Annotated in this window: 16 protein-coding genes and 1 tRNA gene; 9 read left to right on the top strand and 8 right to left on the bottom strand. The window is 68.9% G+C overall.

All coding sequences use genetic code 11. The features are described from left to right. Positions 1-9 precede the first annotated feature (9 nt). The 5 genes from ACIRA5_RS22420 to ACIRA5_RS22400 all read left to right on the top strand — a co-directional run bounded on the left by ACIRA5_RS22420 (position 10) and on the right by ACIRA5_RS22400 (position 6942). On the top strand, positions 10-378 hold the full coding sequence (locus tag ACIRA5_RS22420) for a chorismate mutase (protein ID WP_403693183.1): 369 nt from the start codon (positions 10-12) through the stop codon (positions 376-378). A gap of 174 nt (positions 379-552) precedes the next feature. After that, positions 553-1152 carry a two-component system response regulator gene (locus tag ACIRA5_RS22415; protein WP_403693181.1) on the top strand — a complete coding sequence of 200 codons (600 nt, stop codon included), beginning with the start codon at positions 553-555 and terminating at the stop codon, positions 1150-1152. A gap of 82 nt (positions 1153-1234) precedes the next feature. Beyond that, positions 1235-3733 (top strand): aminopeptidase N, encoded by a 2499-nt coding sequence (pepN, locus tag ACIRA5_RS22410; protein WP_403693180.1) that lies wholly within the window; start codon positions 1235-1237, stop codon positions 3731-3733. 426 nt (positions 3734-4159) lie between these two features. After that, positions 4160-5524, top strand: a complete 1365-nt coding sequence (locus ACIRA5_RS22405; protein ID WP_403693178.1) for a pyridoxal phosphate-dependent decarboxylase family protein — start codon at positions 4160-4162, stop codon at positions 5522-5524. Continuing rightward, the gene (locus ACIRA5_RS22400; RefSeq protein WP_403693176.1) at positions 5521-6942 is read left to right on the top strand and encodes a lysine N(6)-hydroxylase/L-ornithine N(5)-oxygenase family protein; all 1422 of its coding nucleotides are present in this window, start codon (positions 5521-5523) and stop codon (positions 6940-6942) included. The genes ACIRA5_RS22405 and ACIRA5_RS22400 overlap by 4 nt, the downstream gene beginning before the upstream one ends. A gap of 59 nt (positions 6943-7001) precedes the next feature. On the opposite strand, the gene ACIRA5_RS22395 is transcribed toward ACIRA5_RS22400, so the two are convergent. Further along, on the bottom strand, positions 7002-8816 hold the full coding sequence (locus ACIRA5_RS22395; protein WP_403693174.1) for a bifunctional metallophosphatase/5'-nucleotidase: 1815 nt from the start codon (positions 8814-8816) through the stop codon (positions 7002-7004). Between the two features lie 138 nt (positions 8817-8954). Between ACIRA5_RS22395 and ACIRA5_RS22390 the strand changes: the two genes are divergently transcribed. Continuing rightward, positions 8955-9668: an SIMPL domain-containing protein gene (locus ACIRA5_RS22390; RefSeq protein ID WP_403693173.1), complete on the top strand. Its 714-nt coding sequence runs from the start codon at positions 8955-8957 to the stop codon at positions 9666-9668. Positions 9669-9818: 150 nt separating this feature from the next. Further along, positions 9819-11255: a pyruvate kinase gene (gene pyk / locus ACIRA5_RS22385; protein WP_403693172.1), complete on the top strand. Its 1437-nt coding sequence runs from the start codon at positions 9819-9821 to the stop codon at positions 11253-11255. 13 nt (positions 11256-11268) lie between these two features. Here the strand turns inward: pyk and ACIRA5_RS22380 are convergent, their stop codons facing one another. Continuing rightward, positions 11269-12057, bottom strand: a complete 789-nt coding sequence (locus ACIRA5_RS22380) for a helix-turn-helix domain-containing protein (protein ID WP_403693170.1) — start codon at positions 12055-12057, stop codon at positions 11269-11271. 106 nt (positions 12058-12163) lie between these two features. After that, positions 12164-12238, bottom strand: a tRNA-Leu gene (locus tag ACIRA5_RS22375). Positions 12239-12337: 99 nt separating this feature from the next. Between ACIRA5_RS22375 and ACIRA5_RS22370 the strand changes: the two genes are divergently transcribed. Then, positions 12338-12988, top strand: coding sequence for an ANTAR domain-containing response regulator (locus ACIRA5_RS22370; RefSeq protein WP_261686185.1), 651 nt, complete (start codon positions 12338-12340; stop codon positions 12986-12988). 111 nt (positions 12989-13099) lie between these two features. Beyond that, positions 13100-13483, top strand: a complete 384-nt coding sequence (locus ACIRA5_RS22365; protein ID WP_403693168.1) for a DUF2267 domain-containing protein — start codon at positions 13100-13102, stop codon at positions 13481-13483. Positions 13484-13605: 122 nt separating this feature from the next. Here the strand turns inward: ACIRA5_RS22365 and ACIRA5_RS22360 are convergent, their stop codons facing one another. The 5 genes from ACIRA5_RS22360 to ACIRA5_RS22340 all read right to left on the bottom strand — a co-directional run bounded on the left by ACIRA5_RS22360 (position 13606) and on the right by ACIRA5_RS22340 (position 19439). Then, positions 13606-14322: an ABC transporter ATP-binding protein gene (locus ACIRA5_RS22360; protein WP_060898117.1), complete on the bottom strand. Its 717-nt coding sequence runs from the start codon at positions 14320-14322 to the stop codon at positions 13606-13608. Continuing rightward, the gene (locus tag ACIRA5_RS22355; protein WP_403693166.1) at positions 14319-15320 is read right to left on the bottom strand and encodes an ABC transporter ATP-binding protein; all 1002 of its coding nucleotides are present in this window, start codon (positions 15318-15320) and stop codon (positions 14319-14321) included. Before ACIRA5_RS22355 ends, ACIRA5_RS22360 begins: the two co-directional genes overlap by 4 nt. Beyond that, positions 15317-17101 (bottom strand): branched-chain amino acid ABC transporter permease, encoded by a 1785-nt coding sequence (locus tag ACIRA5_RS22350; protein WP_403693345.1) that lies wholly within the window; start codon positions 17099-17101, stop codon positions 15317-15319. Before ACIRA5_RS22350 ends, ACIRA5_RS22355 begins: the two co-directional genes overlap by 4 nt. A 5-nt stretch (positions 17102-17106) precedes the next feature. After that, entirely contained in the window at positions 17107-18039 is a 933-nt protein-coding gene (locus ACIRA5_RS22345; protein WP_075026312.1) for a branched-chain amino acid ABC transporter permease, read from the bottom strand. Positions 18040-18218: 179 nt separating this feature from the next. After that, positions 18219-19439, bottom strand: coding sequence for a branched-chain amino acid ABC transporter substrate-binding protein (locus tag ACIRA5_RS22340; RefSeq protein ID WP_403693165.1), 1221 nt, complete (start codon positions 19437-19439; stop codon positions 18219-18221). Between the last annotated feature and the right edge of the window lie 89 nt (positions 19440-19528).

Raw genomic sequence — 19528 nt, 5'->3', positions numbered from 1 at the left:
TTGCTCCTCATGACCACCAGCGACACCAGCAACACCAGCGACGGGGCGGGCGGCGAGGTCGACCCCGCCGTGCGCGCGGAACTCGCCCGGCTGCGCGACAGCATCGACAACATCGACGCCGCCGTCGTCCACATGCTCGCCGAACGCTTCAAATGCACCCAACAGGTCGGCCATCTCAAGGCGGCCCACCAGCTGCCGCCCGCCGACCCGTCCCGCGAGGCCCACCAGATCGACCGGCTGCGCCGCCTCGCCGAGAGCGCCAAGCTGGATCCGGCCTTCGCGGAAAAGTTGCTGAATTTCATCATCGCCGAGGTCATCCGGCACCACGAGAGCATCGCGGACGGTGCCGGGCGGGGCGCGGCGGCCACGGGGGAGTGACACCGGGCGCTCCCAGCGTGCATCCTGCGTGAGCACTCCCTGTCAGGTGTCAGGCCACTGGCACATGCCGGCCGACCGTCCGTACGGGCCCCGGGGCACCCGTCATCCATGGCACCCGCCCCCCGTCCGTACCGGCCCGGGCCGGCATGTGGCCGATCGAGGGGACGTCGGGCCATGCCGTCGGATGCCAAGATCCTCATCGTCGACGACCACGAGGACACGCTGTACGCGCTCGAAAGCGCCCTCGCCCCGCTGGGCCACCTCGTGACCCGCGCGACCAGCGGCGACGACGCCCTCAAGGAAGTGCTGCGCGGCCAGGTCGGACTGCTCCTCCTCGACGTGCGCATGACCGGCGTCAGCGGCCTCGACGTCGTGCGCTACATGCGCCGCGTGGAACAGACCCAGCACATCCCGGTCATCCTGCTCACCGGCTTCGGACCGGACACCGAACTGTCCGCCACCGCGTTCGCCCTCGGCGTCGCCGACCTCGTCATGAAACCCGTCGACCCCTGGACCCTGCGCACCAAGGTCCGCTACCTGTACGACACCCACCAGCGCCGCCGGGCCCTGGAGGCGGAGGTGCGCGAGTTGCGCGCCCGGACCGCGGAACGCGCCTCACCGCCCGCCCCGGGCCGCCTCCACCCCGACACCCGCGTCCCCCCACAACGCGACGGCCACACCGACGCCCGGGAGTCGAGGGAGCCGAGGGAGTCGCGGGAGGTACGGGAGGTACGGGAGGTACGGAACGCGCGGGAGCAGGACCGCACCGCCTGAGTACGCCGATCCCGCCGCGACCGTGCCGAACAAACACCGCATACCGGACCAGCCCTGTGTCCTGTCCGAGCCATCAGGCAGCATGTCCCCCATGTCCGTACTGACGCGCGACGAAGCGCAGACCCGTGCCCAGCTCCTCGACGTCCACCACTACGGGATCGCACTCGACGTGACCCACGGGGACGAGACCTTCGGCTCCCTGACCGTCATCCGGTTCACCGCCCGCGCCGACGCGGACACCTTCGTCGAGCTGAAGCCCGCCGAACTGCGCTCCGTCACCCTCGACGGACAGCCCCTCGACCCCGAGACCCTCGACGAGAACCGGCTGCCCCTCAAGGGCCTCACCGCGGGCGAGCACGAACTGCGCGTCGACGCGACGATGCGCTACTCCCGCACCGGCGAGGGCATGCACCGCTTCACCGACCCCACCGACGGCGAAACCTACCTCTACACCCAGCTGTTCATGGAAGACGTCCAGCGCGTCTTCGCCGCCTTCGACCAACCCGACCTGAAGGCCGTCTTCGAACTCTCCGTGACCGCCCCCGGCGGCTGGACCGTCCTCGCCAACGGCGTCACCGAACACCTGGGGGAGGGCCGCTGGCAGGCCGCCCCCACCCCGCTGATCTCCACCTACCTCGTCGCCGTCGCCGCCGGCCCCTGGCACTCCGTCCGCACCGAGCACCGCGGCCTGCCCTTCGGCATCCACTGCCGGCGCTCGCTCGCCCCCTACCTCGACGCCGACGCCGACGAGATCCTCGACGTCACCCGCGCCTGCTTCGACCGCTACCACGAGAAGTTCGACGAGCCCTACCCCTTCGACTCCTACGACCAGGCGTTCGTCCCCGAGTTCAACGCCGGCGCCATGGAGAACCCCGGCCTCGTCACCTTCCGCGACGAGTTCGTCTACCGCTCCGCCGTCACCGACACCGAACGCCAGACCCGCGCCATGGTCATCGCCCACGAAATGGCCCACATGTGGTTCGGCGACCTCGTCACCCTGCGCTGGTGGGACGACATCTGGCTGAACGAGTCCTTCGCCGAGTACATGGGCTACCAGACCCTCACCGAAGCCACCCGCTTCACCGACACCTGGACCGACTTCGGCGTCACCCGCAAACCCTGGGGCTACGACGCCGACCAGCGCCCCTCCACCCACCCCGTCGCCCCCGACCCGGACGCCGTCCCCGACACCGCGTCCGCCATGCTCAACTTCGACGGCATCTCCTACGCCAAGGGCGCCTCCGCCCTGCGCCAACTCGTCACCTGGCTCGGCGAGAAGGACTTCCTGGCCGGCATCAACACCCACTTCGCCCGCCACAAGTTCGCCAACGCCACCCTCGCCGACTTCATCGACAACCTGGCCTCCGCCACCGAACGCGACGTCCACGCCTGGGCCGACTCCTGGCTGCGCACCACCGGCGTCGACACCCTCACCCCCACCCTCACCGCCGGACCCGACGGCACCCACACCCTCACCGTCGAACACCACGGCAGCCGCCCGCACCGCATCGCCGTAGGCCTCTACGACCACGACCTCGGCGTCGAAGGCCGCCTCACCCTGCGCGACCGCCTCGAAGCCGACGTCCCGGGGACCGAGCCGACCGTGATCGGCAAGCGCCCCGCCCTGCTCCTCCTCAACGACGGCGACCTCTCCTACGCCAAGGTCCGCTTCGACCCCGAGTCCTTCGAGGCCGTGCGCACCGCCCTCGCCGGACTGCCCGAGCCCCTCACCCGCGCGGTCGTCTGGAACGCCCTGCGCGACGCCGTCCGCGACGGCGAACTGCCCGCCATGGCCTACATCGACGCCGCCCGCGCCCACCTTCCGCACGAGAGCGACCTCGCCCTCGTCCAGGGCGTCCTGTCGTTCGCCGCCGCCCAGGTCGCCGACCGCTACCTCCCCGCCGAGGACCGCCCCACCGCCCTCGCCACCCTCACCGACCTCTGCCGCGACCTCATCCGCCGCACCGAGGACGGCTCCCACCCCGGCCTGCGCCTCACCGCCGTGCGCCACTACATCGACGTCGCCGCCCACCCCGACACCATCAGCGCCTGGTTCTCCGAAGGCACCGTCCCCGGCGGACCCGAACTCGACCCCGAACTGCGCTGGCGCATCCTCGGCCGACTCGCCGTCCTCGGCGCCATCGACGACGCCGTCATCGAGGCCGAACTCGTCCAGGACCCCAGCGCCACCGGCCAGGAAGGCGCCGCCCGCTGCCGCGCCGCGCTGCCCGACCCCGAGGCCAAGCGCCGCGCCTGGGAGGAGATGTTCACCTCCGACCACCTCTCCAACTACCTCTTCACCGCCACCGCCCAGGGCTTCTGGCAGCCCGAACAGACCCACCTCGTCCGGGAGTACGTCGAGCGCTACTGGGCCGACGCCGTCGCCGTCTCCGCGCGTCGCGGCCCCGCCATCGCCGATGCCGCCGGGCGCTACGCGTTCCCCGTCTACGCCGTCACCCCCGACACCCTCGCCCTCGGCGAAGCGTGCCTCCGTGACGCCGACCCCATCCCCGCCCTCCGCCGCAAACTCGTCGACCAACTCGACGACCTGACACGAGCCTTGAAGGTACGAACCGCATAACACGACCTCGGTCCGCGGGCGGCCGGGGGCTGGACGGGACTACGCCCCGATTCCCCGCCCGTCCCCGGTCGCCCGGCTGCGGGTCGATGGTGGCTCGTCGCGCGGTTCCCCGCGCCCCCGAAAGCCTTCAGCCCGCCCGGCGTTCGAGGACGAGGCCGTTCAGACCGATGGGGGTCTGGGGCGTAGCCCCCGGCGGGGCGGAAGGGGCGGAGCCCCTGGGATGGGACGAGGACGAGTAGGGGCGGCGGGGGCGCGGAAAGGCGGTTCCCGGCCCGGCGCCGCGTCTAGCAGCTTCACCCCCCACCCACATTTCCTCCGCCCACCAGTACCCCCATTCGGGTCGGATCGTTGACCTTTCGGGGCGCGCAGGCCCACCCCCGTACAGGCTGGTACTCCCCCTGCCGCGCGCCCACCGGAGGACACCTCATGAGCACGCCGCCCCTCGCCTCAGGCCCCGAAGGTCCCGGCGCGCTGCGGCCGCTGCTCGACACCGTCCTCGACGCACTGCGCGAAGGCGCCGAGGCACGCGGAGGACCGCTGCCCGCCGGCGGACCGGAAAGCGTGGCCCGACGCGTCCGGGACGCGCTCGGCGACGTACTGCCCGAGCAGGGAACCGAAGACGCCCTACGCGTCGTCGTACGGGCTCTCGCCGAGGGCGCGGCCGACCCCGCCGACCCCCTGTGCGCCGCCCACCTGCACTGCCCACCCCTCGCCGTCGCCACCGCCGCCGACCTCGCCGCCTCCGCCCTCAACCCCTCCATGGACTCCTGGGACCAGGCCCCGGCCGCCTCGGAACTCGAGGCACTCGTCACCCGGGCCCTCGCCCAGGAGATCGGCGCCGGCGACGCCCTGGTCACCACCGGCGGCACCGAGTCCAACCAACTCGCCCTCCTCCTCGCCCGGGAAGCACACGCCGGCGTACGGCTCATCCACGGCGCCAACGCCCACCACTCCCTGCCCCGCTCCGCCTGGCTCCTCGGTCTGCCCGACCCCGTCGTCGTCCCCGCCCCCGCCGGCACCATGGACCTCGCCGCCCTCGACGAAGCCCTCACCGAACTCCAAGGCCTCCGCGGCTCCCTCCTCGTGGCCGCCACCGCAGGCACCACCGACGCCGGACTCATCGACCCCCTGCCCGACATCGCCGACCTCTGCGAAGCCCACGGCACCCGCCTCCACATCGACGCCGCCTACGGCGGAGGCCTCCTCTTCAGCGACCACCACCGCGGCAAACTCGACGGACTCGACCGCGCCCACACCGTCACCCTCGACCTGCACAAACTCGGCTGGCAGCCCGTCGCCGCAGGCCTCCTCGTCGTCAAGGACCCCCACGACCTCGACGCCCTGAGCCACCGCGCCGACTACCTCAACGCCGACGACGACACCGAAGCGGGCCTCCCCGACCTCCTGGGCCGCTCCCTGCGCACCACCCGACGCCCCGACATCCTCAAAGTCGCCGTCACCCTCAAAACCCTGGGGCGAGCAGGACTCGGCGCGCTCGTCGACCAGGTCTGCGCCCGCGCCGTCGAGCTGGCGGACCTCGTCGAAGCACACCCCGGCTTCGAGCTCTACGACCCACCCACCCTCAGCACCGTCCTGTTCCGCCCCGCCGAGGCCTCCGACGAAGCCGTCGCCGCCGTACGCCGCACCCTGCTCCACGAAGGACGCGCCGTCCTCGGCCGAGCCCTGCTCGACGACCGGCTCTGGCTCAAAGCCACCCTCCTCAACCCCCACACCCGGCCGGGCGACCTGGCCGCGCTCCTGAAACTGGTGGAAGGACACACACCCCGATGAGCCCGACGCCCCTCCCCCCACCCCACGAGCCCGACGCGCCCCGCGACCTCGTGGGCATCGGCATCGGCCCGTTCAACCTCTCCCTCGCCGCCCTCGCCCACCCCCTCCCCGAACTCGACAGCGTCTTCTACGAACAGCGCCCCGGCTTCGACTGGCACCCGGGTCTGCTCATCGACGGCGCCACCCTCCAAGTCCCCTTCCTCGCCGACCTGGTCACCCTCGCCGACCCCGCCAGCCCCTGGTCCTTCCTCAACTACCTCAAGGACCGCGACCGCCTCTTCCCCTTCTACTTCGCCGAGCGCTTCCACATGCAGCGCGCCGAGTACGACGCCTACTGCCGCTGGGTCGCCGGCCGCCTCCCCGGACTCCACTTCGGCCACCAGGTCGACGCCGTCCGCTGGAACCCCGAACGCGCCCTGTTCGAAGTCGACTTCACCCAGCTCGACAACGAAGGAGAAGCCGAGGCCCTCGGCCGCACGTACACCCGCAACATCGTCCTCGGCGTCGGCACCGCACCCCACATCCCCGAGCCCCTCAAACCCCTCGTCGATGCCCCCGGCGTCCCCGTCATCCACGCCGCGGACTACCTCGCCCACCGCGCACGCTTCCTCACCGCCGAACACATCACCGTCATCGGCGCGGGGCAGTCGGGCGCCGAGGTCTTCCTCGACCTCCTGCGCAACCGGCCCGCCGGCCACGAGAACATCCACTGGCTCGCCCGCACCGAGGCCTTCGCCCCAATGGAGTACTCCAAGCTCGGCCTCGAACACTTCACCCCCGACTACACCCGCTACTTCCACGCCCTCACCGAGCCCGTACGCGACCGGCTCGTCGCCGCCCAATGGCAACTCCACAAGGGCATCGACGCCGACACCATCGCCGCCATCCACGACGAGCTCTACCGGCGCACCCTCCACGGCGGCTGGCCCGACGCCGTCCTCACCCCCGCCGTCACCGTCCGCACCGCGGGCCGCGTCGCCACCACCAAGGTCGAACTCCACCTCGAACACGGCCAGCAGGGCGCCCGCACCCGCCTCACCACCGACGCCGTGGTCCTCGCCACCGGCTACCGCGAACGCCCCCTCGGCCAGATCCTCGCCGGACTCGACCCCCACCTGCGCCGCGACAGCGCCGAGCGCCCCCGCATCGACGACCAGTTCCGCCTGGCCCTCGACCCCTCCGTCACCGGCCGCGTCTACGTCCAGAACGCCGAACTCCACACCCACGGCGTCGGCGCCCCCGACCTCGGCCTCGCCGCCTGGCGCAGCGCAACCATCCTCAACTCACTGACCGGCAAAGACCCCTACCCGCTCCCGCGCCGTACGGCCTTCACCACCTTCGGACTCGAACCCCAGTCCCAGGTCCCGCCCGCCCGCCACACCACCCAAACCCTCACCCCACTCGTCGACGGACGATAAGAAGAAGACCCCGGACACACGCCCGGGGCCCACAAGACAAGCACGCTGGAACAGACGGGCTAGAAGACCGGCGTGCCGTCCCGCGTGAGCTTCCAGTCCACCGAAGCGAACTCCTTCGGGTCGAGCACACCCTTCGCGGTCACCCACTCGGCGATCCGCGTACGGATCTCCGTCGACTCCGACCAGACCTCCTTCGCGGACGCCACATGCGGGAAGGCACCGCCACCGTTCGCCCGGTAGTTGTTCACCGCGAACACGAACTGCTGCGCGTCGTCCAGCGCCGCACCGTTGTACGTCAGATTCTTGATCCGCGAACCCTCCGCCTGCGCGATGTCGATGTCATAGCGGAGCCCCGACACATAGTCATAGTTGTAGTCCGGACGGTTGTTCGCGTTGGTCAGCTTCTCCGTGTCGATCACCGCACCGGCCGCCGTCCGCACGAAGTAGTTCGCCGAGTACTCCAGGTACGCCCGCACCTGCGCCCCCGTCAGCACCTTCGCGACCAGCGTGTTGTCGTACACGTACAGGCTCGACAGATCCCGGATCGTCACCTGGCCGGCCGGGATCTCGGAGGTGCGCGAGAACGGCGAGGCCTGCGCGATCACGGGCAGCGACGCGTACTCCGTGCCCACCAGCGCCGCCCTGACCACGTCCTCCTGCACCTTGGTGATCAGGTCGATGATCGGGGCGTCCTTGTAACGCGCCTCGACCGTCGTCAGCGTGTCCGTGGCCGTCCCGACCACCTGGTTGACGTACGCCACCACCAGGTCGTGCTCGTCCTTCAGCAACCGGGTGATCTTCGGGTCGTCGGCCACCGAGTTCGAGTTGCGGACCGTGGCCGCCACCGACTCGACCTGCCACCTCCCCTTCTCGAGGACCAGCTCGAAGTCGAACACCGACAGCCGCTCCGCATACGCCAGCGGCTCCGACAGCACCACCGTCCCGCCGGTCTCGGCGTTGGTGACCTTCAGCTCCGGGATCTCCACGTGCGCGTGCCCGACGAGAATCGCGTCGATCCCCGGCACCTGCTGGGCGACGAGCGCCGCCGAGTTCTCGACGTACGGCAGCTGGTCACCGTAGGAGGACGTGCCGGACGAACCGGAGTGCGCCGACACGACGACCACGTCCGCACCCATCGACCGCAGCTTCGGCACCCACTTCGCCGCCTGCTCCTCCAGACCCGGGAACGTCAACTTCCCCTGGACGTACGCCTTGTCCCAGATCGCGATACCCGGGTTCGTCAGACCGAGCACCGCCACCTTCACCGACGGCGCGCCCGGCACGTGGAACGTCTTCATGAAGTACGGAGGGAAGGCCGGCTTCAGCGTCTTCGCGTCCAGCGCGTTCGCACCGAGCAGCGGGAAGCGGCACTGCGACTCGAACTTCCGCAGCGTCTCGATGCCGTAGTTGAACTCATGGTTGCCCAACGCCACCGCGTCATACCCGATCGCGTTCATCGCCTGCGCCATCGGGTGCACCGGACCGCCCTTGGCGGTGATCGGGTCCACCTTCGCGTAGTAGTACGTCAGCGGAGTGCCCTGGATCGTGTCGCCCGCGTCCAGAAGGAGGGTGTTGCAACGCCCCTTCTCCTTGCGGATCTCGTTCACCAGCGTCGAGATCCGCGCCAGACCCTGCGCGTTGCCCGCCGTGTCCTTGTACTCCGCGTCCTTGAAGTAGTCCCAGTTGAAGACATGTCCGTGCAGGTCCGTCGTGCCCATGACGGTGAGGGAGTGCCGCTTCACAGGCTTCTTCCTACCCCCTGCCGCCGCCGAGGTCGCCGCCTGCGCGGACGGAGCCGCGACCGCACCGGTCAACGCCACCCCCGCACCCGTCACGGCGGACTTCTTCAGGAACTTCCGGCGGTTCAACGGCATGTCTATGGCTCCTTGGGAATTGGTCAACGACGCGCGTAGATTCTGACCTACGCATGACACTCCAGAACAGGTCCGGGAGGTTTCCATCTGGTGACCACCGGGCACCACGCCCGCCCTTCCGGTGACAGAGTGGGGCGTATGGCCCCCACCGCAGAGGAACCCCGACCCGCAGTCCCCTACGGAACCCCCGAATCACCCCGCATCGCCGTCCGCGGCGAAGCCCACCTCGAAGTCGACCCCGAGATCGCCCGCATCGGCATCACCGTCAGCGCCCGCGGCACCGACCGACGCGAGGCCCTCACCGACCTCACCCGCCGCAACGCAACGGCCATGGACCTCGTGAAGTCCTACGGAGACGCCGTCGAACGCCTCGAAACCGGCGCCTTCTCCATCAGCCCGGAACTCACGAAACACGGCCGCGGCGAACGCATCCGCGCCTACCACGGCCGCGTCCACCTCACCGCCGAACTCACCGACTTCACCGCACTCGGCGAGCTGACGACACGCCTCGCGGACCTCGACCTCACCCGCGTCGACGGCCCCTGGTGGGCCCTGCGCCCCGACTCGCCCTCCCACCGCCAAGCCCGACAGCAGGCGGTCCGCGAAGCCGTCCAACGCGCCCGCGAATACGCCGAAGCCCTCGGCACCACCCTCGCCGCGCTCGTCGAACTCGCCGACATCGGCGCCGAGAACGCCCAGCCCTACCCGGCGGCCCCCGGCCGCGCCATGCGCTCCATGTCCTTCGCCGGCGGCGCCCCCGAAGAAGCCGCCCCCCTCGACCTCGAACCCGAGCGCCAACACGTCTACGCCCAGGTCAACGCCCGATTCACGATGGCACCGCCGGAACTGTAAAGCGCGGACCGGTCGCCATAAAGTACCGACGCGCTCATCAGAGCACCCCTGCGCACAATTCAACTGTTGTCAATAAGGCTTCACGTAAAGGTTGTTGAGTAGTCATGCTGGACCAATTCTCTACCGACCGGTAAGGCCTAGGCTCACACCATGCGCCGAGCAAAAATCGTCTGTACATTGGGCCCCGCCACCGACTCGTACGACCAGCTCAAAGCACTGGTCGACGCCGGAATGGACGTAGCCCGCTTCAACCTCAGCCACGGCACCTACGCCGAACACGAGGAGCGCTACCACCGCGTGCGAAAGGCCTCCGACGAGACCGGCCGCAGCATCGGACTGCTCGCCGACCTTCAAGGCCCGAAGATCCGACTCGGCCGTTTCACCGAAGGCCCCGTACTCCTTGAACGCGGAGACACCTTCACCATCACCGTCGAAGAAGGCGCCGAGGGCGACCGCCTCACCTGCGGCACGACGTACTCCGGCCTCGCGGCCGACGTCACCCCCGGCGAACGCATCCTCGTCGACGACGGCAAGGTCTGCCTCGAAGTCACCGCCGTCGACGGCCCCCGCGTCCACACCACCGTCGTCGAAGGCGGCATGGTCTCCGACCACAAGGGCCTCAACCTCCCCGGCGTCGCCGTCTCCGTCCCCGCCCTCTCCGACAAGGACGAAGCAGACCTCCGCTGGGCCCTGCGCACCGGCTTCGACGTCATCGCCCTCTCCTTCGTCCGCAGCGGCCGCGACATCGACGACGTCCACCGCATCATGGACGAGGAAGGCCGCCGCCTCCCCGTCATCGCCAAGGTCGAGAAGCCCCAGGCGGTCGACGCGATCGACGACATCGTCGCCGCCTTCGACGGCATCATGGTCGCGCGCGGTGACCTGGGCGTCGAAATGCCCCTCGAACAGGTCCCGATCGTCCAGAAGCGCGCCATCAAGCTGGCCAAGCGCAACGCCAAGCCGGTCATCGTCGCCACCCAGATGCTCGACTCGATGATCGACAACTCCCGCCCCACGCGAGCCGAGGCGTCCGACGTCGCCAACGCCGTCATCGACGGCACGGACGCCGTGATGCTCTCCGGCGAGACGAGCGTCGGCAAGTACCCCGTGGAAACCGTCCGCACGATGTCCCGCATCGTCGAGGCCGCCGAGGAGGACATCCTCGCCAAGGGCCTCCCACCCCTGACCGAACGCAACAAGCCCCGCACCCACGGCGGTGCCGTCGCCCGCGCGGCGGCGGAGATGGGCGACTTCCTCGGCGCCAAGTTCCTCGTCGCCTTCACCCAGTCCGGCGACACGGTCCGCCGCCTGTCCCGCTACCGCTCCCCGATCCCCCTGCTGGCCTTCACCCCCGACCCGGCCACCCGCTCCCAGCTGAACCTGACCTGGGGCGTAGAAACGTTCCTGGGACCGCACGTCGGCTCCACCGACGCGATGGTCGACCAGGTGGACGAGCTGTTGTTGAAGTACGGCCGCTGCGAGAAGGGCGACATCGTGGTCATCACGGCCGGCTCCCCGCCCGGGGTGTCGGGCACGACGAATCTGGTACGCGTCCACCACATCGGAGAGGACGACAGCCCCAAGTAGGCCCGTGTCGCTGTCAGTACTTGGGGCCGACGTGGGCGTCCATGAGGGCGACGGAGGCTTTGCGGGCGACGGAGATGTTGAACGGGTCGCTGCCGCGCGCCAGCGTCGTCCACTCGACGCCCACGTTGTCCAGGGTGTCGGTAAAGAGCTTCCGGATGTCGTCGGACTTGTTGGCGAAGAAATACCGGGGGTATTCGTAGCGCTTGCGCTCACCGGCGACGAGGCGGGTCGTCCAGTTGGTGATGCGACAGCCGTCGGAGTGGATGAGACCGCGGATGAATTCCCAGGGATGAGCGTCGACGATTTCCTGTTGCCAGGGTTCGAGGACGATCGGACGCTCGTGTTTCTTGCCGGGACCGTGCTGGGGGAAGAGGCAGTGCAGGTGCTTGGAGTAGACCTTCACGTTGCGGCAGCCCGTCTTGCGGACGAGGCAGACGGAGTTGTCTGGGAGGACCGCCCGCATGGCTTTTTCGCAGTCTTCCATGAGGCCGGGCCACGAATCAGCGCAGGTGACCATGAGGTTGGGCACGCGGTGCTCGGAGGGGTGACTGATGTGGCCGTCGCCCAGGTACAGGCCGAGCAGGTAGCTGTAGGCAGCCTCGTCCAGCTCTCGGCCGTCGCAGCGGGGGCACTTCGGGTCGTGTTTCCCTGGGCACTCGCCGCGTTTCGCGCGGTCCTGGTGCTTCCAGTAACTGACCGTCCCGAGCGGGACGTTGAATCGCCGCGCCACGTCTGCATTCCGCGCGCCGTCGCGCAGCAATGAGAGTGCCTGGTGTCGAACCTCAGTTCCGTGAAAGATCATGCGGACACTCTGTGTCACGGATCGTGGCCGTGCGCAGCAAAAAGCGGATGTTCACGAGAATGGGAACATCCGCTTTTAGGTAGCGACCTTGGAATCCAAGGAAAAGTGCCCCGGGTGGGACTCGAACCCACACTGTATGCTGTTTGAGAGCATCGCCTGCTGCCGATTGGGCTACCGGGGCCCACTGAATCGAAGGTTGACTTCGACCCGCTGCCTGTCCACCATACCGCAGCTAGGTAGGCTCTTGGGAGCAGTACTCGCCCCTGAACGAGGAGCCCCCGTGACCGCCCCCGAGTCGCCCCAGCCCGTCGCCGACGACGACAAGTCGCACGTGCCTCCGCTGACGACCCGTGTCGTCATCGCCGAGGACGAGGCGCTGATCCGTCTCGACCTCAAAGAGATGCTCGAGGAAGAGGGCTACGCCGTCGTGGGCGAGGCGGGGGACGGGGAGCAGGCCGTCGAGCTGGCTCGCGAGCACCGGCCCGACCTCGTGATCCTCGACGTCAAGATGCCCAAGCTGGACGGGATCTCGGCGGCTGAGAAGATCGCCGAGGAGAGCATCGCCCCCGTGCTGATGCTCACCGCGTTCTCGCAGCGCGACCTCGTCGAGCGGGCCCGTGACGCCGGCGCGATGGCGTACCTCGTGAAGCCCTTCAGTAAGAGCGACGTCGTACCCGCGATCGAGATGGCCGTCTCGCGGTTCACGGAGCTGAAGCAGCTGGAGCAGGAGGTCGCGGACCTCAGCCAGCGCCTGGAGACCCGCAAGCTGGTCGACCGTGCCAAGTCCGTGCTGCAGACGCAGTACGGGCTGACGGAGCCCGCCGCGTTCCGGTGGATCCAGAAGACCTCCATGGACCGCCGTATGTCCATGCAGCAGGTCGCCGAGGCGGTCATCGCGGACGCCGAGGAGAAGAAGTCCTCCAAGGGTTAGGCAGGGCGGGGCGCCGCGCACCGCTGCCCGCGCGAGCCCGGCGAGCGCGTGTCAGGCTGGTTCGGGGGCCGCGTGGCCTTCGGGTCGGCAAGGCAGCAAAGGAGACGGCGCGTGGAAGAGAAGGCGTTCGTCCAAGCGGTGTCGCAACGTACGGGCCTGACTCGGCAGGAGTCGGCCGATCTCACGCGTGCCACGCTCGAGACACTCGCCCATCGGCTGAGTTCGGGTGAGGCGCGGAACCTGGCGCTGGAGCTCCCGGAGGGTCTGGCGGAGTCCGTTCGGCGGGGTGCCACGGCGGAGATCGAGCGCTTCGACTACGACGAGCTCGTGCGGCGTGTGGCCCAGCGCAACGTGCTCAGGCCGGACGAGGCCGACAGCGGCGTCCGCGCCGTGTTGGTCACGCTCCGTGAGGCGATCAGTGAGAAGGAGTTCGGCCACGCGATGTCGCAACTCGGTGCCGACTTCTCGAGGCCGATCGAGAATTTCGTCGGCTGATTCCCCGGCGAGCGGTACGGGTGAGCGGTGTTGGCGAGTGACGAAGAGGCCCGCGGCCCCCGAGTGGGGGCCGCGGGCCTCTTCGTGCAGCGGCTGTACGGTCGTAGGGCCGGAGCCCGGTCTCAGTCCTCGCCCAGGTAGGCCTTGCGTACCGACTCGTCGTGCAGCAGGTCCTGCCCGGTGCCGGAGAGGACGATGTTGCCGACCTCCATGACGTGTCCCTGATCGGCGAGGGAGAGCGCCGCCTGGGCGTTCTGCTCGACGAGGAGGATGGTCGTACCGTCGGCCTTGAGTTCGGCGATGGTGGCCATGATCTTCTGCATCATGATCGGCGAGAGGCCCATGGAGGGTTCGTCGAGCATGAGCAGCTTGGGCTGGGACATGAGCGCGCGGCCCATGGCCAGCATCTGCTGTTCGCCGCCGGAGAGGGTTCCCGCGGCCTGCTTGCGGCGTTCACCCAGGATGGGGAAGAGGTCGTAGGCGCGCTGGATGTCCTTCTCGATGCCCGCCTTGTCGGTGCGCAGGAACGCGCCGAGCTGGAGGTTCTCGGTGATCGTCAGCCGGGGGAAGATGTGGCGTCCCTCGGGGGAGTGGGCGAGGCCCAGGGAGACGATCTTGTGGGCGGGGATGCCGCTGAGGGGTTTGCCGTCGAAGGTGATGCGGCCCGCGGTGGGCTTGAGGAGCCCGGAGAGGGTGCGCAGGGTGGTCGTCTTGCCGGCGCCGTTGGTGCCGATGAGGGTGACGATCTGGCCGGCTTCGACGGAGAAGGAGATGCCCTTGACGGCTTCGATCTTGCCGTAGGCGACCTTGAGGTCTTCGACCTCGAGCAGTGCGGTCACTGGGCGTTTCCTTCCTTGCTGGTGGTGCCCTCCGCGGCGGCGTCGCTGTCGGCGGCCTCAGGAGTCTCGGTGGCCTCGGGGGTTTCGGAGGCTTCCGTGGGCTCGGGAGTGTCCGTGGGTTCGGGGGTGTCCGCGGGCTCGGGGGTGTCCGTGGTCTCCGCCGCCTCGGCGGCTTCGACCTCGGCGAGTTCCTCCGCGCCGGGGGCGCCCTCGAAGGGGGTGCCGAGGTAGGCGGCGATGACGCGTTCGTCGCCCTGGACGACCTCGGAGGTGCCCTCGACGAGCTTCTCGCCCTGGACGAGGCAGGCGACGCGGTCGGACAGGTTGAAGATGAAGCGCATGTCGTGCTCGATGACGAGGACGGCGATGCCCCTGTCGCGGATGGCGAAGACGAGGTCTTCGGTCGCGCGTGTCTCCTGGGGGTTCATGCCGGCCGTGGGCTCGTCCAGGAGCAGCAGTCCCGGTTCGCTCGCCATGGCGCGGGCGATTTCGAGCTTGCGCTGTTCGCCGTAGGGGAGGTTGCGGGAGAGGTGGTCGGCCTTGTGGTCGAGGCCGATGAACTCCAGCAGTTCCATGGCGCGTTCGCGGGAGGTGGCTTCTGCCTTGCGGAAGCCGGGGCCGCGCAGGAGGGCCGACCAGAGGCCTTCCTTGGTCCTGGTGTGGCGGCCGACGAGCACGTTCTCCAGGACGGTCATGTTGGCGAAGAGCCGGATGTTCTGGAAGGTGCGGGCGATGCCGGCGCTGGTGACGAGGTGGGGCTTGGGCGGGAGGACGGTGCCCTTGTAGGAGACCTTGCCCTCGGTCGGCACGTAGAGGCCGGTGAGGCAGTTGAAGAAGGTCGTCTTGCCGGCGCCGTTGGGGCCGATGAGGCCGACGATCTCGCCCGAGTTGACGGTGAGGTCGACGCTGCGGACGGCGGTGAGGCCGCCGAAGCGCATGGTGACGCCGCTGGCCTCGAGTACGGGGCTGGTGGCCGTGGTGGTGGTCATGTGGGTCACGCCCCTGCCTTGGTGACGCCGACGGTGGAGTCGGGCAGGCCCTGTTCGGGGATGTCGATGCTGTCGTCGGACTCGTGGAATTCGAGCTGGCGGCGGCGGTTGGCGATGATGCCTTCGGGGCGGAAGCGCATGAGGATCACGAGCGCGATGCCGAAGGCGAAGAGCTGGTACTCCTTCAGGAAGCCGAGCTTCTCGGGGAGGAGGTAGAGCAGGGTGGCGCCGAGGATGGGGCCGTTGACCGTGCCCATACCGCCGAGGACGACCGCGGCCAGCAGGAACGCGGAGTTGGGTGGTACGGAGCCGGCGAACTGGTACGGGGCCGGGTTGACGCTGTAGCCGACGTGGGCGCTGACCGTGCCGGCGAGGCCGGCGAGGGAGGCGCCGAGGGCGAAGGCGATGAGCTTGACGCGGAAGCCGTTGATGCCCATGGCGGTCGCGGCGGTCTCGTCCTCGCGGATCGCGATCCAGGAGCGGCCGATACGGGAGTCGGCGGCGCGGTTGAAGACGATCACGACGATGCCGGTGATGATCAGCATCAGCAGGAAGTAGTTCGCGAAGCGGCCGAGGGTGATCGAGCCGATGTCGTGCGAGTTCCCGAGGTTGAACCCGAAGATGTCGAGGTCCGGGATCATCGAGATGCCGTTGGGGCCGTTGGTGAGGTTCGGTCCGGAGGAGCCGTCGAGGTTGTTGACGGAGATGCGGAAGATCTCTCCGAAGCCGAGGGTGACGATGGCGAGGTAGTCGCCGCGCAGTCGCAGGGTGGGGGCGCCGATGAGGACGCCGAAGACGAGCGACGCGGCCATGCCGGTGAGCATGGCGGCCCAGAAGGGGAACTGGACGCCGGAGAAGCGGGAGAACTCGGAGCCGGAGACGAGGGCCGCGGCGTAGGCGCCGACGCCGAGGAAGGCGACGTATCCGAGGTCGAGGAGTCCGGTGAGGCCGACGACGATGTTCAGGCCGAGGGCGACGGTGGCGACGACGAGGATGTTCACGCCGAGGTTGGCGTTGTGCTCGTTGTTCTCGACGAAGGGGAAGATCGCCGCGGCGAGGAACGCCATGGAGGTGGCGAATCCCTTGTGGCGGGCGTTGAGCGTGGCGAACCGGTCGAAGAGTCCGGCGGCCTGGAGTGCCCAGGTGCCGAGGACGACGAGCAGCAGGTAGCCGATGAAGGTCTCGCTGGCGTCGGGGTCGACGCCGATGCCGTACGTGAAGACGATCAGGGCGACGGCGGTGGCGCCGGTGATGACGAGGCGTTCGGCCCAGCCGGGGAGTTTCTCGGCCGCGGGGATGCGGTCGGGCTTGCTGACCCAGTCCTTGAAGGTGTTGCCGGGGCTCGGGAGAGCGAGGGCGCCGACGAGGGCGATCAGGGAGCCGATGGCGGTGACGTAGGCGCCGGGGTCGAGGGCGACGAGGCCCTCGAGGTCGACCGCGATGGCGATGGCGCTGAACCAGCTGACGGCGAACGCGGAGGCGGCGGCGAGGACGACGGGCGCGGTGGCGCTTGCCGGGTTGAGCCAGCGCAGGCCGCGGACGCCGAAGAGGGTGAGCGCGAAGAGCAGGGTGATCGCGCCGGCGACGAGGTCGAGGATCTGGAGGCCGGCCGGGGAGCCGTAGTAGGTGAGGTCCCCGGGGAAGTCGGCCGTGTAGGTCCACGACATGAAGGTGCTGGCGATGGTGGCGACGGCGCCGACGGCGACGAGGGCGCGCGCGGCGGTCTGAGGGAGTGCGATCAGGCCGCGCGCGGGGGCGGTGATCTCGGAGGTGTTCTCGGTGGTTGCCATGGTGGTCACGCCCTGTCCGCGACGCGTTCGCCGACCAGGCCTTGTGGCCTGAACAGCAGTACGAGGATGAGGAGGACGAAGGCCCAGACGGAGGACCAGCCGCCGCCGCCGAGCTGCTGCATGCCGGGGATGCCGTCGATGTAGGACGTGGCCATGGTCTCGGCGAGGCCGAGGACGAGGCCGCCGATCATGGCGCCGTAGATGTTGCCGATGCCGCCGAGGACTGCGGCGGTGAAGGCCTTGAGGCCCATCTGGAAGCCCATGTTGTACTGGATCGAGCCGTAGCGCAGGCCGTAGGAGACGGCGGCGACGGCGGCGAAGAAGCCGCCGATGGCGAAGGCGATCACGATGATCTTGTTGGTGTCGATGCCCATGAGCTGGGCGGTGTCAGGGTCCTGGGCGGTGGCCTGCATGGCGCGGCCGGTGCGGGACATGCTGACGAAGAGGGCGAGGGCCGCCATGCAGAGCGGGGCGGCGACGATGACGAAGAGCGAGCCGCTGCTGATGCTGATGGACCCGATGTGCCAGGGTCCGGCGTCGATCTGCGGGAAGTTGCGGTCGGTCTTGGCGTTCGGGTACCAGTTGAAGACGGCCTGCTGGAGCGCGAGGGAGAGGCCGATGGCGGTGATGAGGGGTGCCAGGCGTGGCGCGCCACGCAGTGGTCGGTAGGCGAACCGTTCCGCCCCGACGGCGATGAGGACGGCGACGAGTCCGCCGCCGATGAGCATCGCTGGGAGGGCTATCCACATGGATGTGCCGTCGGGCAGGACGTAGAGGTAGACCGTGAGTGCGCCGAAGCCTCCGGTCATGAAGATCTCGCCGTGGGCGAAGTTGATGAGCTGGACGATGCCGTACACCATCGTGTAGCCGATGGCGATCAGCCCGTACATCGAGCCGAGGAACAGCCCGTTGGCCAGCTGCTGCGGCAGGGTGTTCACCGCATGGCCTCCATGTGGGTGGGGAGAGTGAACGGGGGGATATGGGGCGGGCCGCGCGGTGACGTGTGGTCTTGGCCGCGCGGCCCTGGGGTGTAGCTAGCGGCGGATCTCGAATCAGCTGGGATCAGCTGGACTTGGCCTGAATCAGCTGGAGTCAGCGGAAATCAGCTGGGATCGGATCAGCCGTTGAACGTGCCGCTCTTGACGGCCTTCCACTTGCCGCCCGTGACCTGGTAGACGGTGAGCTGCTTGTTGGTGGTGTCGCCGTACTCGTCGAAGGAGACGGGGCCGGCGATGCCCTCGAACTTCGTCTTCTGGACCTCGTCCACGATCTTGGCGCGGGCGCCGTCGGGGATCTTGCCGTCCTTCACGACGTTGGCGATCGCCTTGATGATGGCGGTCGCGGCGTCGTAGGAGTAGCCGCCGTAGGTGCCGTAGTCGCCCTTGAGGCCGGAAGCCTTGTACTTCTTGATGAAGTCCGCGGCGGAGGGCAGGGAGTCGACGGGCTGGCCGACGGAGGTGGCCAGGTCACCCTCGGATGTCTTGCCGGCGGTCTGGATGTAGGTGTCGCTGAACATGCCGTCACCACCGAACAGCGGGATCTTGACTCCGCCGTCCTTGAGCTGCTTGGTGAGCTTCTCCGACTCGTCGTACTGGCCGCCGTAGTAGACCAGGTCGGCCTTCGAGTTCTTGATCTTGGTGACGAGGGCGGAGAAGTCGGTGTCGCCGGTGTTGACGTGGTCCTCGCCGGCGACCTTGCCGCCGTTCTTGGTGAAGCCGGCCTTGAACAGCTTGGCCAGGCCCGCGCCGTAGGTCTGCTTGTCGTCGACGACGAAGACGTTCTTCTTCTTGAGCGTGCTGGACGCGTACTCGGCCGCGAAGCCGCCCTGGAGGGCGTCGGTGGTGGCCGTGCGGAAGTACGTCTTGAACGGACGCGTCTTCGAGGTCTGCCAGTTCTTGCCCTGGGTGAGCTCCGGCGCCGTGTTGGAGGGGGAGATCTCGACCAGGTTGGCGGTCGCGAAGACCTGCTGCATCTGCGTGGCCACACCGGAGTTCAGCGGGCCGACGACGCCGAGGACCTTCTCGTTGTTGACGAGGGCGGTGGCGTTCTGCTGGCCGCTGGCCGGGATCGCCTTGTCGTCGAGCGCCTGGACCTTGAAGGTCACGCCGGGGACGGTGTTGTTCTTGTTGGCGTCGTCGACGGCGATCTGTACGCCGCCCTGGATGCCGAGGCCGGTTGCGGAGTTCTGACCGGTCAGCGGAGCGTCAACGCCGATGATGATCTCGGTCTTGCTGCTGCTGCTCTTGTCCCCGCTGTCGTCACGCGAACCGCAGGCGGTCAGCGTGAGTGCTCCGGTGGTGAGCACGGAGGTGAGTATGACCAAAGAACGCTGTCGCACGTTGAATCCTCTCCCTGGCGCAGCAGCCCTGCTGAGCTGCCGTGTGTCTCGCCGGGCCGTACTGGGTGATACCGAGCCGTGCTGCAGAC

Source organism: Streptomyces sp. NPDC096311, assembly GCF_044763085.1.
Lineage (GTDB): Bacteria > Actinomycetota > Actinomycetes > Streptomycetales > Streptomycetaceae > Streptomyces.
The sequence above is the reverse complement of the archived record's forward strand: the minus strand, read 5'-3'. Positions and strand labels throughout refer to the sequence as shown.